The sequence below is a fragment of the Micromonospora sp. RB23 genome (assembly GCF_053585025.1).
Genome location: NZ_CM132111.1, coordinates 727,365 through 741,639, shown reverse-complemented (window position 1 = coordinate 741,639; position 14,275 = coordinate 727,365). Strand labels below are relative to the sequence as shown.

The 14,275-nt window shown below is 70.5% G+C and carries 16 protein-coding genes; 7 read left to right on the top strand and 9 right to left on the bottom strand.

Annotation, left to right across the window (positions count from 1 at the left end; translation table 11 throughout):
* Positions 1–445 precede the first annotated feature (445 nt).
* Positions 446–1,639, bottom strand: a complete 1,194-nt coding sequence (locus tag ACTFTM_RS03420; RefSeq protein ID WP_449564410.1) for a hypothetical protein — start codon at positions 1,637–1,639, stop codon at positions 446–448.
* 255 nt (positions 1,640–1,894) lie between these two features.
* The gene (locus ACTFTM_RS03415) at positions 1,895–2,122 is read right to left on the bottom strand and encodes a winged helix-turn-helix domain-containing protein (RefSeq protein ID WP_449564409.1); all 228 of its coding nucleotides are present in this window, start codon (positions 2,120–2,122) and stop codon (positions 1,895–1,897) included.
* A gap of 446 nt (positions 2,123–2,568) precedes the next feature.
* Between ACTFTM_RS03415 and ACTFTM_RS03410 the strand changes: the two genes are divergently transcribed.
* Positions 2,569–2,844 (top strand): hypothetical protein, encoded by a 276-nt coding sequence (locus ACTFTM_RS03410; protein ID WP_449564408.1) that lies wholly within the window; start codon positions 2,569–2,571, stop codon positions 2,842–2,844.
* An 80-nt stretch (positions 2,845–2,924) separates the two neighbouring features.
* Here ACTFTM_RS03410 and ACTFTM_RS03405 read toward each other — a convergent pair whose 3' ends face one another.
* Positions 2,925–3,878: a zinc metalloprotease gene (locus tag ACTFTM_RS03405; RefSeq protein WP_449564407.1), complete on the bottom strand. Its 954-nt coding sequence runs from the start codon at positions 3,876–3,878 to the stop codon at positions 2,925–2,927.
* A gap of 218 nt (positions 3,879–4,096) precedes the next feature.
* Here ACTFTM_RS03405 and ACTFTM_RS03400 point away from each other — a divergent pair, with 218 nt between their 5' ends.
* On the top strand, positions 4,097–4,759 hold the full coding sequence (locus ACTFTM_RS03400; RefSeq protein ID WP_449564406.1) for a tetratricopeptide repeat protein: 663 nt from the start codon (positions 4,097–4,099) through the stop codon (positions 4,757–4,759).
* A gap of 5 nt (positions 4,760–4,764) precedes the next feature.
* Here the strand turns inward: ACTFTM_RS03400 and ACTFTM_RS03395 are convergent, their stop codons facing one another.
* Positions 4,765–5,517 carry a TIGR03089 family protein gene (locus tag ACTFTM_RS03395; protein ID WP_449564405.1) on the bottom strand — a complete coding sequence of 251 codons (753 nt, stop codon included), beginning with the start codon at positions 5,515–5,517 and terminating at the stop codon, positions 4,765–4,767.
* A gap of 145 nt (positions 5,518–5,662) precedes the next feature.
* On the opposite strand from ACTFTM_RS03395, the gene ACTFTM_RS03390 reads away from it, so the two are divergent.
* Complete coding sequence (locus ACTFTM_RS03390; RefSeq protein WP_449564404.1) at positions 5,663–6,847, top strand: hypothetical protein; 1,185 nt, start codon at positions 5,663–5,665, stop codon at positions 6,845–6,847.
* Here ACTFTM_RS03390 and ACTFTM_RS03385 read toward each other — a convergent pair.
* The 3 genes from ACTFTM_RS03385 to ACTFTM_RS03375 all read right to left on the bottom strand — a co-directional run bounded on the left by ACTFTM_RS03385 (position 6,831) and on the right by ACTFTM_RS03375 (position 8,672).
* Positions 6,831–7,715 carry a hypothetical protein gene (locus tag ACTFTM_RS03385; protein ID WP_449564403.1) on the bottom strand — a complete coding sequence of 295 codons (885 nt, stop codon included), beginning with the start codon at positions 7,713–7,715 and terminating at the stop codon, positions 6,831–6,833. The two genes, ACTFTM_RS03390 and ACTFTM_RS03385, sit on opposite strands and share 17 nt — an antisense overlap.
* Positions 7,716–7,720: 5 nt before the next feature.
* A complete protein-coding gene (locus tag ACTFTM_RS03380) occupies positions 7,721–8,239 on the bottom strand; it encodes a SigE family RNA polymerase sigma factor (protein ID WP_449564402.1) in 519 nt (172 codons plus the stop codon).
* 61 nt (positions 8,240–8,300) lie between these two features.
* On the bottom strand, positions 8,301–8,672 hold the full coding sequence (locus tag ACTFTM_RS03375) for a MerR family transcriptional regulator (RefSeq protein ID WP_449564401.1): 372 nt from the start codon (positions 8,670–8,672) through the stop codon (positions 8,301–8,303).
* Positions 8,673–8,730: 58 nt separating this feature from the next.
* Here ACTFTM_RS03375 and ACTFTM_RS03370 point away from each other — a divergent pair, with 58 nt between their 5' ends.
* Entirely contained in the window at positions 8,731–9,645 is a 915-nt protein-coding gene (locus tag ACTFTM_RS03370; protein ID WP_449564400.1) for an NAD(P)-dependent oxidoreductase, read from the top strand.
* Positions 9,646–9,769: 124 nt separating this feature from the next.
* Here ACTFTM_RS03370 and ligD (ACTFTM_RS03365) read toward each other — a convergent pair whose 3' ends face one another.
* Positions 9,770–10,687: a non-homologous end-joining DNA ligase gene (gene ligD, locus ACTFTM_RS03365; protein WP_449564399.1), complete on the bottom strand. Its 918-nt coding sequence runs from the start codon at positions 10,685–10,687 to the stop codon at positions 9,770–9,772.
* Positions 10,677–11,618 carry a non-homologous end-joining DNA ligase gene (ligD, locus tag ACTFTM_RS03360; RefSeq protein WP_449564398.1) on the bottom strand — a complete coding sequence of 314 codons (942 nt, stop codon included), beginning with the start codon at positions 11,616–11,618 and terminating at the stop codon, positions 10,677–10,679. The genes ligD (ACTFTM_RS03365) and ligD (ACTFTM_RS03360) overlap by 11 nt, the downstream gene beginning before the upstream one ends.
* An 85-nt stretch (positions 11,619–11,703) precedes the next feature.
* On the opposite strand from ligD (ACTFTM_RS03360), the gene ku reads away from it, so the two are divergent.
* From ku to ACTFTM_RS03345, 3 genes are all read left to right on the top strand, one after another.
* A complete protein-coding gene (ku, locus tag ACTFTM_RS03355) occupies positions 11,704–12,726 on the top strand; it encodes a non-homologous end joining protein Ku (protein WP_449564397.1) in 1,023 nt (340 codons plus the stop codon).
* Between the two features lie 71 nt (positions 12,727–12,797).
* Positions 12,798–13,436, top strand: a complete 639-nt coding sequence (locus tag ACTFTM_RS03350; protein WP_449564396.1) for a DUF4241 domain-containing protein — start codon at positions 12,798–12,800, stop codon at positions 13,434–13,436.
* Between the two features lie 101 nt (positions 13,437–13,537).
* Positions 13,538–14,251 carry an FKBP-type peptidyl-prolyl cis-trans isomerase gene (locus tag ACTFTM_RS03345; RefSeq protein ID WP_449566529.1) on the top strand — a complete coding sequence of 238 codons (714 nt, stop codon included), beginning with the start codon at positions 13,538–13,540 and terminating at the stop codon, positions 14,249–14,251.
* Positions 14,252–14,275: the final 24 nt, after the last annotated feature.

Below are 14,275 nucleotides of genomic sequence, written 5' to 3'. Positions count from 1 at the left end.
CCCCGGCGCGGACCTGCCGCCGCGACGCGGCGATGACCGGCCGTCGGCGACGTACCTGGCGTCGCAGCAACGACCCTACGGTCGCGACGAGCAACAGCGACGACGTTCGTCACGAGCCGCCGGATGACGCTCTGGCCGTGGCCCGTCCAGCCGGCAGCAGCGGGCGGTGGATCGCTCGCCGCAGGCACATCGCCGAGCACCCAGTCGCGGGACTACTCGTCAGGGGCGCATTTGATCAACTGCGCTCTCCTCAGGCGGCGCCGAGCTTCCGTAGGACGTACTGGTTGAGGCTCATGCCGTCCTCGGCAGCGCCGCCTAGACGTAGACGTTGAGACCGATCTCCGAAGACTGGTAGCGCGAGAGTCAAGCCAGAAGCCGTAGTCGCCAGTGACACGAATGAGCGAAGCCGACAATTTTCGCCTCTGCCGGGCACTGCGTCTCCGCCTTAATGATCGGCAAGCACCACTCGCTCTAGCTGCGTCCACTCTGGGCGGGGGGCTGTGATTGGGCGGACGACCGTGAGGAGCCGTCCGTCAAGACAGACATCGAAAAGTCCTTCGGCTCGCGCAAGCCTCTCTCTCATGTCTACGCGTCTTCCGGCTGGCGAAGCAAGCACTCCGAGCAGGACCTCGTGCCGTGCGTCGCCTAGTTGATCAGCAGATGCCCAGGTTCCCCTGACCGGGATGCCGGCCAGTGTCGCATCGGGTCCAGGCTCCGGGGCAGAGCTAAATAGGTTGTCTATCACTCTCGCCGCCTGTTCCTGGGAAGCATGTTCGAGCACGTCCAGTGGTAGCGGCGGGCCGGAGGCTTCGACTCCCGAGATCACCTCCCTTACGTACCTACCGTCTGGATCGTCTGGCGTTGACCGACGCGGGCTCGGAGGCTGCCGCTGCCACCTCGGCAGATCTTCCTCAAGGGGAAAACGCCACTCGGGTGCATCGACCAACTCCTCTACATCGGCACCGAAAGCTGACTCGCTCAGATCGGTGCCCCAGCGAGGATTGGCAGGAAGAAAGATGTCGACAGCCACTCCATTGGGGCCGATGTAAAGCCAGCTCATGAAGTAGGAATGATCGTTGTGGACGGCCGACCATTTAGCTAGCTCTCGGAGCCGATCCTTCTGCGTGCTTAGCGGCATCTTTGGAAGAATGTTTTTCGCGCCGCGATAGCGAGCCCGCGCCTCGCCGGCGACTGGACCTTGGGGTAGATGAAACAGCAGGTCGGGGCGCACACCCGTGGCACCATACTGCCAAAGCATCTGACGGGGCAGAGCATCGAAATTGTGCAGGTCGTGAGCACCATGCTCCCATGCGAAAATCGCCTCGCTCGCAGCGGTCAGCACTCCGAGCCCCGAGCACTCACTGACGAAGCTACGTATGTGGCGTGAACTCGCAGCAAACGCAAGCTGGTCCAGTTGTAGCGCGTTGCCAGGGGGAGCGCCAAGATAACTGAGCAGCAAGCGGACCTCGAGCTGCCTCGTTCGGTAGTCGAGCACCTTGCGTAAATCACAGGCTAGCGCGTTGATGTGAAGAAGACGCGCAAGACTCACCGCCAGATCGCCTTGTCCAACCACCGTGGCCACTACCTGGACATTACGCTCCAAACGGAACTGCCACACTCTGGCGCGTACCGTGCTCATGTGTGCCCTCCTCTCGTGACGTGGTTGGGCTCAAGCTAAGGCGGATTCCACTCTGTCGTTCTGCGGCGACCAACCGGGCTTCCCACCTTTCGCGCCAGCAGCAGAGGCATCGGCCGTGACGGGCGCAAGCGACAGTGGCAGCGGCCGGCCCCCTCGCGGCAGCGCGTGCGGGCCACCAAGGACCGCCTTGACACATGTACAGCAATTCTGAGATACGTCGCCAGGGCATCTCGTCGAGCGAGAATCACGGGCTGTTCAGCCCCGAGCGGACTCAGCAACGAAGACGCCCCGACCCGGACGACCTACCAACACGCCCCGCTCCCGCAGGACCGCCACCGCCCGGTGGATCGTCGACACCGACACGTCGTAGTGGTCGGACAGTTGTTGAGTAGACGGAATCTTCGACCCGGGCTGGAACTCGCCCACCTCGATCCGCCTCAACAGATCGTTGATCAACTCGTCCATCGTCGGCGGAATCGGCACGTGAAGGCCCCTTGCAGTCGGTTGGCCCTTCCAGTATCGAGCAACAGGTGAAAGAGCGGCAATAACTGACGCAGGAGAAGCAGGTGAGCAACGGCAGCTAGATTCGACAGATAAGAGAGCGTTGACAGAGGTGACAGGTATCGGTAGCGTCACTGTCGGTGATGCGGTGCTGCTGCGGTCGGTTGGCGCCTCTCGTACCGGTCTCGCATCGCCGCCGAGACCCCACCCTCCGCGCTCCCCCGGCGCGGCCCTGCTGCCGTACCGCCAATCGAGGCTGCGGTCGCAGGGTGGGGCGGTCTCCGCCGCTCGCAACCGGCGGAGGCCGCCCCCTCCACTTCGACGCGACCCGACGAAGGGCGGACCCCCATGCACGATCTGATCGGCCGGCTAATGAGCCGACGCGAGGAGAGCCCACCAGCCAGCCAGAACAAGCCCTACCGTCACCGATGACCGAGCGCTGGGTGATCCACCTGCCGGTCACCGCACCCGACCTGCTGCGGGCCCGGATTCTCGCCCGGACCGGCGCCCGCGTGCTGGCCCGGCTCACCGCCCGCGTCGAACCGGGCGGGGTGACCGTGTCGGCAGAGGACCAGCAGTGCGTACGCCATTGGGTTTTCTGCGATCAGCGACTACCCGGCGGCGGCCGGTGCGCCCTGCCTCCCGACCACACCGCGCCCTGCTCGCGACGCGCGCCCCGGCGCTACGCACCCTCCCGGAGATGATCAAGAGGTTTGCGTCACCGATCGGCATTCCGGTGACGCAAACCTCTTGATCAACGCGCTCAAGCTGCCAGGGGCCTGCGTCAGCCGGCGCCGCCTGCGCGGAACGCCACCCAGGCGTCGCTCATCCGGTCGGCCTGGCCGGCGGTGAACATGTCCATGCAGGAGTCCTGCGTGTAGTCCATGAAGTTGTGGATCGGGTCCAGCCCCGGTGCGGTGCAGGAGTCCGCGCCGACCGGGCAGTCGAACTGCGGGGCCGCCTCGCGCGGGGTGTCCGCGACGAAGTCGCCGGACGCGGAGCAGCCGTGCGCGAAGGTGTGCTCCAGCATCAGCCAGTGCCCGACCTCGTGGGTCAGCGTGTCACCGAGGGCGTACTTGCCGGCCGTGCCGCCGGGCATCGACTCGTCGAGCATCACCACGCCGTCGATGTAGTCGCGGCCGTTGTTGTAGCCCTTCGGGAAGTACGCCCAGCCGAGCAGCCCGCCGCCGATGTTGGCCGCGTACACGTTGAGGGTGCGGGAGTCGCCGGTGTAGAGCGCCTTCTTCATGTCGCGCTCGTTCTTGCCCGGCTCGACCGTGTACCAGGCGCTGTTCACCGTCCACGTCGTGTCGACGAGCGAGAACCGGAACGGCGTGTCGGAGGCGTCCGCAGCCGTGCGGCCCGCGTACGAGTCGTTCAGGACCGTCATCTGTGCCGCGATGAGGGTGTTCCACCGGGTCGTCTCGGCGGCGGTCAGTGGGTGGTTGGAGACCATGTGGAAGACCGTCGGCACGGTGACGCTGCCGTTGGGCAGGCGCGGCGCATCCTTGATCACGCCGTAGGCGTTGGCCTCGTTCTTCGAGTACAGCGCCGGCTCCTGGGCCGTCGCGCCCGCGGTGACCCGGGCGGCGCTCTGCTCGCCGGCGCACGCCGTGACGCCCGGCGAGGCGGTCACGGGGGCGGCGGTGGCCAGCGCCCCGGACGCGCCGCCGGACGCCAGGAACGTGGCGGCCGTGGCGCTGAGGACCGCCAGCCGGAAGGGGGATCTGCTCTGCATCGGTGCACCTTTCAGTGAGGGAGCGGTGCGATGTCGACGATGCCGTCGCTTCGGTATGAGAACACGCCGACGGCATCGGCAAAAGACCCTCTGAGCAGGGCAGATGCCGATGTGACGGAACCGGATCGGGCGGCGCTGATTGGGGTCGCCGCGCGCGCTTGTGGACCATTAGGCTGCTGATCCGGCACGCGGAGGCGATGCCAGGACGGGGGCGGCGAATGAACGCCGAAGATCGCATCGAACGGGCCCGGAAACTCTACGAACACGCCGTGTACAGCGGCGAGGTCCGCGTACTAGCCGACGCCGAACGGGACCTGGACGCGGTGGAGGCCGACACCGCGTTGGCTCGTGGGCGGATCCTGCACGCGCGGTATCTCGACGAACGCGCCCGGGGCGACACGTCGCCCGTCGAGGACCCGGCGGAACTGCCGTTGTTCGAGCGCGCGAGCGAGTTGTACCAGGCCCTCGCCGACACGCGCGGCCAGGCCGAGGCGCTGTTCTGGATCGGCTGCCTGCATCAGATCATCCGGCGCGACAACGAGACCGCGGTTCCGCATCTGGAGAGGTCCCGCCACCTGGCGGCGCAGGTCGGCGACAGGTCGACCGAGGCCGAGGCACTGCGTCACCTGGGCATCGCGGCGCACGTGGCCGGGCGACTGGATGAGGCGCGCGAGCGGCTGGAGGAGTCGTCACGGCTGCGCCGAGAGGTCGGGGCGCTGCGGGGCGTGGCCGCCAACATGGTCGGACTGGCCTACGTCGCCGCCGCCCAGGACCGCCACGCGGACGCGCTCGCGACCCTCGACGAGGCGTACGCCATCGCGCAGGCGCACGGCGCTCACGCCATCGCGCGGCAGATCGAAGAGGCGAGAACGCAGATCTAGGCAGGTCAGAGGACCCGGGTGACCTGCTCGGCGGCGACGATCGCGTCCCGCCGGGCCGGGTCGAGGTTGGCGCTGATGACCACTGACGCGCCCGCCGACAGCGGCGCGAGCAACCACTTCAGGGGCTGCTCGTGCTCGGCCGCGTCGACCAGCAGTCGGTCGCCGGCCCGCAGGTCGAGCATCCCGGCGACCTCCCGGGCGAGCGCGCCCCACTGCCCGTAGGTCGTGCCGTCCGCGCTCGCCGCATCCGACGGGTGGATGGCGGTGTGGTCGGGCGTGACGTCCGGGTGGCGAAGCACCTCGGCAGACCAGTCCAACCAGCCCAGCGGCACGTCCGCGAGCCGGCCCGGCCCGGTGCCGACCAGGTACCGGTGCGGCGCGTCCGGCACGTCCTCCAACCAGTCGTCCTGCCGTTCCGGCGTTACGAAAACCGCGTCGAACGGCCGGTCGCCGCCGGGCTCCAGCACCGGCAGGCCCGCCGTGGCGCGCGGCCGGAACGACACCGCCAGGCCGCACGCCCACGCGCCCAACAACACCGCGGCGGTACGCCAGTGCGGCGGCAGTAGCACCGCTACGCGGCTGCCGGGGCCGAGCCCGCAGCCGTCCCGCAGCAGGCTCGCGCTGCGCGCGGACCAGGCGCCGACCTGCTGGGCGGTGAGGTCGACGCGTTCACCGGTCGCCTCGTCGCGGTAGCTGAGCAGCGGGCTGTCGATGGCGGTGGGCGGGACCGGCAGGTCGGTCGTGGAGTGTGGCTGCATCCGCGTGCTCCCGGTGGTGACGACGTCCGCACCACCCTACGCAACGACTTTGGTCGCCGTCGTCATCGGCCGATGGCCGTGGCGGTTGGCCGGATGGCTCGCGCACGGTGACGGGCGACGCCCGCCGAGCAGCCGAGGAGCATCCGTGCCGCCCGAACCCGACCCCACCGACCGTCTCGCCGCGCCGCAGGCCCTTGAGGCCGCCAAGACCGACGGCCTGGTCGCGCCGCAAGACGCCCCCGACCCCGTCGATCGTTCCGCTGGGTCGCAGGCCACCCCGGGCCGCGCCGACCGTCTCCCGCTGCGCCGGCGGCTCGTGCCGGTGGTGGCGTTGCTGCTGCTCGCGCCCTGGGCGGCCGAGTGCTCGTGGGGCGGTTTCGCCATCGACGACTTCCTCCCAGTGATCATCGCTCTGGGCCCGATGTACGGCGGGGCGGCGATCCTGATCCGGGAGACCGCCCGACGCCTCGGCGCGGGATGGCCGACGATCGTGCTGCTCGCCGCCGCGTTCGGCGTCCTCCAGGCCGGTCTGGTGGACCAGTCGCTGTTCAACCCCGGCTACCTCGACGACACCCAGTACGCCGACACCCGCGCCGCCGCCGAGGCGTCACTCGTGCCGGGGCTCGGGTTCAGCCTCCGCCAGGCGTACGACTACGTGGGCAACCACATCCTGCTGACGATCTGCGCGCCGATCGTGTTCGTCGAGTCGTTCCTCGGCGCGCAGCGGCGGCATCGACCGTGGCTCGGGCGCCACGGACTGGCGGTGGCCGGGGTGCTCTACCTGCTCGGCAGCCTGCTGGTCTTCACCTCGCCCGAGGGTCGCAAGAACTTCCTGGCCAGCCCGCTGCAACTGGGCTTCGCCACGGCGGTCGTTCTCGCCCTCGTCGCGGCAGCCCTGCTGCCCCGCTGGGGTCGCCCCCGCCCACGTCGCGCCCGGTGGGTGCCGCACCCGCTCTGGGTCGGCCTGCTGGTCGTCGTCGCCCACCTCTTCACCGACCCGACGCCCGGCTGGCCCGGGGTGGCCGTCGCGCTGGCGCTCACCGCCGCGCTGGGAGCAGTCGTCGTCTACTGGTCGGCGGGCTCCGGCTGGGGACAGCGGCACGTGCTCGCGGCCGCCTCGGCGAACGTGGTCAGCGCCGCCGCGTTCGCGTACCTGGTGCCGCCGTACTCCCCGGCGAGCCCGGCGGCGGCCCTGGCCGGCGACGTCGCGGTGAGTGTCGTGACCCTGGCCCTGGTCGGCGGCGCGTGGTGGCGGCTGCGCCCTGCCACGTCCGGCCCGGCGTCCACAAGCGTGGACGCCGGGCCACCCGCTGTTACCTCGAGACCATGACGACGTCGGTCGGGCGTTCGACCGTCACCTCGACGCCGTAGTCGTACAGCGCGAGCGTCGAGGTGACCGTCCCCCGGTCCAGCCGGCCCTTCGCCGTCGACTCCCAGGTGACCGCGAGCGCCACCGTCGCGATCCGACCGTCGCGGTCCAGCGTGACGTCACCGGTCGTGCTGGTCGACCCGTCCCGGTCCGCCGTCGCGTACGTGAAGCGCAGTGTGCCGTCCGGGTTCTCGGTGACCATCGCGTTCGCGCTCCTCAGGGCAGCGAACAAAGCGGCCGGGTCGGGTTGGGCGGCGCCCAGCACGGCGTTCCCGTCGCCCTGCAACGAGAGGCGGTCGTACCTACCGGGGTACTGCCCGTAGCGGCCATACGTCTCGCCCGGGCCCTTGTCGGTCGGCAACTCGCCCTGCGGCCGTTCCGCGCCCTCGTACCGGGTGCCGTCGATCAGCAACTCGGTCTGAATCGAGTCGTCGTGCGGCACCCGGACGTAACCCGTGGCGGTCCTCGGGTCGAACGCGCCCTCGTACGTCAGCCCGCCCGGGCCCGAATTGGTGAGACGCATCCGGTAGCTGATGTTCTCGCTGGCGGTGGCCGCCGAGACCAGGCGCAGCGCCGGCGGGACCGGGCCCGGACGTGCGGCCTGGGCGGTGACGCCGGGACGCTCGGGTGGGGCGTTCGTCGTCACCGTGACCGCGGTGCCGACGCCCAACGCCAGCAGCGCACAGGTCGTACCGGCCAGGGCGGTCGCCCGGCGGCGGCGACCCCGCCGACCGCGCTCGATCAGCGCCGGCACGTCCGGGGCGGAATCCGGTTCGCCGTCCACGAGGTCGTGTAGTCCACGTACCAGACGGTCGTCGATGTCGTTCATGACTGTCACCTGCTCACCGAGTCGAAGGATCTGTTCAGGAGGTGTCGCAACGCGCCCAACGCCCGAGCGTTCTGGCTCTTGACGGTGCCCAGCGAGCAACCCAGCACCTGGGCGACCTCGCGCTCGCTCAGGTCCTCGTAGTGGCGCAGCACCACGACCGCGCGTTGCTTCGCCGGCAGCGCGAGCAGCGCCCGGCGCAGTACGTCGGCGTCGGGGTCGCTGCCGCCGCCCGGGACGGCCCGGTCGGGGACGTCCGCGACGAGGCTCTCGCGCCGGCGTCGCCGCCAGATCGAGGTGTGGTTGTTGACCAGCGCCCGGCGCAGGTAGGCGTGCGGGTCGTCGAGCCGGGACAGCCGCCGCCACCGCTCGTAAACCCGGACCAGGCTGTCCTGGAGCAACTCCTCGGCCCGCCACCGGTCGCCGCAGAGCAGCATGGCCAGCCGGATATGTCGCTCCCACGCCACCTCGACGAACGCGACGTAGGACCGGTCCGTCGCGGACAGAGGTTCCTGTTGGTCGGTCACGCCCCTACCACGCAGCGGACCCGTGGAAGGTTGTCACGGGCGCGTGGACGATTTCGGACCGTCAGTGGGTGGGCCGCCGGGTTGCCGGGCCGGCCTGGATGAGCCGGTCCAGGACAGCACGGGCGGCAGCGAGCCGATCCATGGACGCCGTGATGCGGGCGCGTTCCACCGCCAGCGCGTCGAGCAGTTCGGGGCAGGTGGGGGCCAGCACGGTCACGTCGTCGGGGATGCAGGGAAGGATCTCGGCGATCGCCGCGGTGTTCAGGCCGGCGGACAACAACAGTTGGATGTGCCGCACCGTGCCCACGGCCTGCGGGTCGTAGTGACGGTAGCCGCTGGCGAGACGGGCCGGTCGCAGCAGGCCCTGCTCCTCGTAGTAGCGCAGAGCGCGTGGGGTGGTGCCCGCTTCCCGCGCCAGTTCGCCGATCCGCACATCGACAGCAGATCAGGGCTTGACCTTGACGTCAACGTGAAGGTTTAGCGTCGGCGCTGTGACACATCCCAACCTGGACAGACAGTCTGCCACCGTCGCCGTGCTGGGGCTCGGCCCGATGGGCCGGGCGCTGGCGGCCGCGTCGCTCGCCGCCGGCCACCCCACCGTGCTCTGGAACCGCTCACCCGACAAGGCGACCGCGCTGGTGGCCCAGGGGGCGGTGCTCGCTCCGACGGTGGCCGACGCGGCGCAACGGGCATCGGTCGTCATCGCCTGCGTCATGAACTACCGAGCGGTACGCGCCATCCTGTCGGGGCTCGACCGCCCGCTGAGCGGACCGTTCGTCAACCTCAGCAGCGGGCACGCAGCCGAGGCACGGGAGATGGCGAGCTGGGCGGCGCAGCGGGGCGTCAGCTACCTCGACGGTGCGATCCTGACGCCCGCGCCGACCATCGGGACAGCGGCCGCGACAATCCTCTACAGCGGTCCCCGGGCCCTCTTCGACGAGAGCCTTCCCCGGTTGGAGAGCTTCGGTGGCACCAACGCCTACCTCGGGGCGGACGTCGGCACGGCGGCGGCGTACGAGATGGCGTTGCTCGACCTGTTCACCATGTCCGTCGGCGGGCTCGCGCACGCCTTCGCCCTGGCCATCACCGAAGGCATCGCCCCGACCGCGTTCGCCCGCTTCGCCCGAGGAATCGGTGGCCTGTTGCCGGACATGGCCGACCGGTTCGCCGAGCAACTCACGTCCGGGACCTTCGCCGCCGACATCTCCACCATCGCGTCGGCCGGCTCGGCGGTCGCCCACGTCCGGGACGCCGCGGCCGCACGCGGTGTCGACCCCGCGCCGCTACAGGCCGTGCAATCGATCATCGAACGGGCCGTCGCGGCGGGCCACGGAGGCGACAGCTACGCCAGGCTGGCCCAGTCGCTCGTACCGGTCGATGCGGCACAGGCGGCGGGCTCGCGCTGATGAGCGATATACCTCAGAGGTATGAATATGACTCTGAGGTATATCGCTCACGGGCGCATCCGCACCAGGGAAGGTGACCCACGGTCACCTTCGACCTCCGACTGCGCCACGGCAGCAGCCCGGGTCAGCCCTTGGCCGGCAGCTCCGGGCCGCCGTCGAGCAGCGGTTCGAGCAGGTCGCCGTACTCCTCGACCCGGTCCAGGACCTCGGCGGCGGTGAACTGGCGCACGGCCGGTCTCCGGCCTCGTGCGCCGGCCTCGACCTCGTCCCAGGTCAGCGGCGTCGACACCGACGGCGTCCGCTGGGCGCGCAGCGAGTACGGCGCGACGGTGGTCTTCGCCGCGTTGTTCTGACTCCAGTCGATGAAGACCTTCCCCGGGCGCAGGTTCTTCGCCATCTTCGAGACGATCAGCTTCGGGTGCGCCTTCTCCAACTCCTGCGCGATCCGACGCGCGTAGGCGGAGACGTCGTCGGCGGACTGGGTGCCGGCGATCGGGCAGCAGAGCTGCATGCCCTTCTTGCCGGACGTCTTCGGGTACGAGTCGATGCCGTCGTCGGCGAGCCGGTCTCGCATCAGCACCGCCACCGGGCAGCACTCGGCGAGCCCGGCCGGCGGTCCCGGGTCCAGGTCGACAACCATCATGTCCGGGTGCTCGTCGACCTTCCACTGCGGCGTGTGCAGTTCCAGCGCGGCGAGGTTGGCCAGCCACACCAGGGTGGGCAGGTCGTCGGCCACCACGTAGTCGATGGTCTCGCGGCCCTTCGTCGACCCGGGCGCGGGCAGCGTCTCGACGCGTACCCAGTCCGGGGTCGCGGCCGGTTTGTTCTTCTCGAAGAAGGACTTGTCGTCCACCCCGTTCGGGAAGCGGATGCGGGTGACCGGCCGGTCGGCCAGGTGCGGCAGCAGCACCGGCGAGATCCGCGTGTAGTAGTCGATCACCTCGCCCTTGGTGAAGCCGACGGCTGGATACAGGACCTTGTCCAGGTTGGACAGCTCCAGCGCGCGGCCCTCGACGTCCACCCGCAGCTTCTCAGCCGGCATCGTCGACCTCCTCCGGCGGCTTGTCCGGGCGCAACCGCAGCACCCGGGGGAAGCGCAGCCGACCGTCGGGGGTGCGCTGGCCGTACTTCACTTCCACCACCACCCGGGGTTCTACCCAGATGGCCCCCCGGGCATCCTCGCGCGGCACACCCGCCGCGAACGGGGACGCGCCGGAACGCAGCGGCTCCAGCTCGGCGAGGAGCTGTCGTTCGATGGCCGCGCCGATCCCGCCACCGACCCGACCCCGGTAGATCAGCCGACCGTCCGGGCCGGGCACCCCCACCAGCAGCCCGCCGATGCGACGCGCGCCCGGCCGCCAGCCCCCGATGACGAAGTCGCCGGTCACCTCCAGCTTGACCTTCACCCAGTCCGGGGAGCGCACCCCGGGGCGGTAGACGGCCCCCATCCGCTTGGCCATCACGCCCTCCAGGCCGTGCTCCCCGGCGGCCTCGTACGTCGCCGGGCCGTCGGCGAACACCGGTGGCACCGCCCACCGCGCGCCGCCGAGCGCGAGTGCGTCCAGGGCGTCCCGGCGCCGCTCGTACGACCAGCCGGTCAGGTCGTCGCCGTCGAGGCGCAGCAGGTCGAAGATCATGTACGTCACCGGCATGACCGCCGCCAGCCGGGCTGCCTTGGTGCGGTCCCGGACGTGCATCCGCTCGGCCAACGCCGTGAACGACGGCTGCCCACCCTCGCCCAGGAGCACCACCTCGCCGTCGAGCAGCGCGTCGCCGACCTGCTCGGACAGGGTGGCAAGTTCGGGGTACGCGGCGCTGATCTCCACGCCGGAGCGGGCATAGAGGTGTTGCGCACCGCCGGAGATGTCGGCGAGCGCCCGGACCCCGTCCCACTTGAACTCGTACGCCCAGCCGTCACCCGCCGGGAGCGGCCCGGTCATCGCGAGCATCGGCTTGAGCGGCGCGCCGGGCACGACCCGACTGTAGTAGCACGCCGAACACCTCGCGTGGAGTTCCTGCGGATGCGAGCATGGTCGATACCGGGGAAGGGAGCGCAGGATGCGTGCCATCTGGAAGGGAGCCGTGTCGTTCGGGCTCGTCTCGATCGGGGTGAAGCTCTACTCGGCGACCGAGGAGAAGGACATCCGGTTCCACCAGGTGCACCGCGAGGACGGCGGCCGCATCCGCTACAAGCGCACCTGCTCGGTCTGCGGCGAGGAGGTCACCTACGACGACATCGCCAAGGGCTACGACATCGGCGGCGGCGAAATGGTGATCCTCACCGACGAGGACTTCGCCGACCTGCCGCTGACCAGCTCCCGGGCGATCGACGTGCTGGAGTTCGTACCCGCCGAGCAGGTCGACCCGATCCTCTACAACAAGGCGTACTACCTGGAGCCGGAGGGCACGGCGACCAAGCCGTACGTGCTGCTGCGGGACGCGCTCCTCGACTCGGAGCGGGTGGCCATCGTCAAGGTCGCGCTGCGCCAGCGGGAGCAGTTGGCGACCCTGCGGGTCCGCGAGGGTGTCCTGCTGCTCAACACCATGCTCTGGCCGGACGAGATCCGTACCCCCGACTTCGGCTTCCTCGACGAGGACCTGAAGGTACGCCCGCCGGAGCTGGCGATGGCCAGCTCCCTGATCGACTCGATGACCGGCGAGTTCGAGCCGGACGTCTTCACCGACGACTACCGGGCCGCGTTGCAGGAGGTCATCGACGCCAAGGTGGAGGGTCGGGAGGTCGTGCAGCCGGAGGAGGTCGAGGAGGCGCCGGCCGCGGCGGTGGACCTGATGGCCGCGCTGAAGGCATCGGTGGACCGGGCCCGGGCGGCGCGCGGCGAACAGCCTGCCCGAGGTGGCGGCGGCGAGCCCACGCCCATCTCGTCGGCCCGCTCGGCGCAGAAGGCGGCCGAGAAGAAGGCCACCAAGGCGCCGGCGAAGAAGACCGCGACGAAGAAGACCGCCGAGAAGAAGGCGGCCGAGCCGGCGAAGAAGACCGCCGCCAAGAAGACCGCCGCGAAGAAGACCGAGCCGGCGAAGAAGACCACCGCGCGCAAGACCGCACCCCGCAAGAGCGCCTGAGGTACGCGGCACCGCCGGTGTCCGCTGGACCGGGTACGCTCCGCCGGCCGTCGGCCACCGGAGGAGCCCCCATGCCGTACACCCCTGACCTGGACCGGTTGTTGACGCCCGGGGCGCGCTTCACCGACGAACACGGCGCGTACGTCGTCGAGGCCCACCCGCTGGGGGACGTCGTGCTGCCGACCGGACGGGTGGTCGGGTGCGATCCGCTGGTCGTACCGGAGGCCGAGCCGTACACGGTGACCGTCGCGCCGGGGCGGTATCAGGCCCGCGCCTGGGTGGCCGTGGTGGTGCGGGAGGACGCCGAGGTGGACCGGCGGGTGGCCGCGCTGGAACTGGTGATCTGCGCCGAGCCGACGACCCGCTGGGAGCAGGCCGTCGTGGGCGACCAGGACGTCGCCGCGCTCGGCGACGGCGACTACTTCGGGTACGGCGTGGACGCCGGCGCCGGCACGCTGGCCGACCCGACCGCGCTCGCTGCGATGGAGAGCTGGGACGAGGAGCGGATCGAGGACGTCTTCATCCCCGCCGAGCTGCCCTCGTCGCCGGTTCCAGGGCTGATCGCGGCCGTCCTGGACGAGCCCACCGGCGCGAACATCGTCACCGTCTGCACGGGTTGGGGGGACGGCTGCTACGGCACCTGGATCGGGCGGACCGCCGACGGGAGGGTCACCTCGTTCGTGACCGACTTCATGGTGGTCCCGGAGTAACGTCCCGCGAACGACGTTTCCGGGCGATCCGAGACGTGCGGGGCGGGCACAGCGGGCCGCTGGGCGAGTACCGTGTGCGTCGGCTTTCCCCCCGGCACCGGGTGCCGGCCACACCTTCGCAGCAGGGAGTCGACGACGTGAGCGAGCGCACGCAGGAGAACCGGTCGGAGGGCCAGAGCCCGGCGACGAAGGCGGGGCGGCGGCTCGCCGCCCAGTTGGCGGCGCAGAAGGCGGCCGAGGCGAAGCGCCGCCGCCAGGCATGGGCCGGCGGGCTCGCCGGTGTCGCCGTGATGGCGCTGCTGATCGGCGGTTTCGTCTGGATCGACAGCAACCGGGACGACAAGCCCAGCACCGCCTCCGGCGCCAGCCCGTCCGCCTCCGCCCCGGCGCCGGACGCCCCCACCGCGCCGCCCGCGCCGCAGCTTCCCCCGGGCGCCGACCCGGCGTTGGGCAGCAAGCCGACGGTTAAGGCGGGCACGGGCGAGCTGAAGAAGCTCACGGTCACCCCGATGATCAAGGGCACCGGCCCGGCGGTCAAGAAGGGGCAGAACATCACCACCAACTACGTGGGCGTCTTCTACAAGGACGGCAAGGAGTTCGACTCGTCCTGGAACGCCGGCCAGCCGGCCACCTTCCCGATCGGCGTGGGCCAGGTCATCCCGGGCTGGGACCAGGGCCTGGTCGGCGTGACCGTGGGCAGCCGGGTGCAGCTCGACATCCCGGGCGAACTGGCGTACGGCAACGACGAGGCGAACGCCGGCGGCCGTCCGACCGGTCCGCTGCGCTTCGTGGTGGACGTGCTCGCCGCCCAGTGACCCGTCCGGATCGCCCCGGTTGTC

Excerpts from the sequence above, each read along its gene's own strand:
- ACTFTM_RS03405 (WP_449564407.1), bottom strand. The coding sequence starts at position 3,878 with ATGCAGAGCAGATCCCCCTTCCGGCTGGCGGTCCTCAGCGCCACGGCC.
- ACTFTM_RS03385 (WP_449564403.1), bottom strand. The coding sequence starts at position 7,715 with ATGAACGACATCGACGACCGTCTGGTACGTGGACTACACGACCTCGTG.
- ACTFTM_RS03395 (WP_449564405.1), bottom strand. The coding sequence starts at position 5,517 with ATGCAGCCACACTCCACGACCGACCTGCCGGTCCCGCCCACCGCCATC.
- ACTFTM_RS03410 (WP_449564408.1), top strand. The coding sequence starts at position 2,569 with ATGACCGAGCGCTGGGTGATCCACCTGCCGGTCACCGCACCCGACCTG.
- ligD (WP_449564399.1), bottom strand. The coding sequence starts at position 10,687 with ATGCCGGCTGAGAAGCTGCGGGTGGACGTCGAGGGCCGCGCGCTGGAG.
- ku (WP_449564397.1), top strand. The coding sequence starts at position 11,704 with ATGCGTGCCATCTGGAAGGGAGCCGTGTCGTTCGGGCTCGTCTCGATC.
- ACTFTM_RS03350 (WP_449564396.1), top strand. The coding sequence starts at position 12,798 with ATGCCGTACACCCCTGACCTGGACCGGTTGTTGACGCCCGGGGCGCGC.
- ACTFTM_RS03420 (WP_449564410.1), bottom strand. The coding sequence starts at position 1,639 with ATGAGCACGGTACGCGCCAGAGTGTGGCAGTTCCGTTTGGAGCGTAAT.
- ACTFTM_RS03400 (WP_449564406.1), top strand. The coding sequence starts at position 4,097 with ATGAACGCCGAAGATCGCATCGAACGGGCCCGGAAACTCTACGAACAC.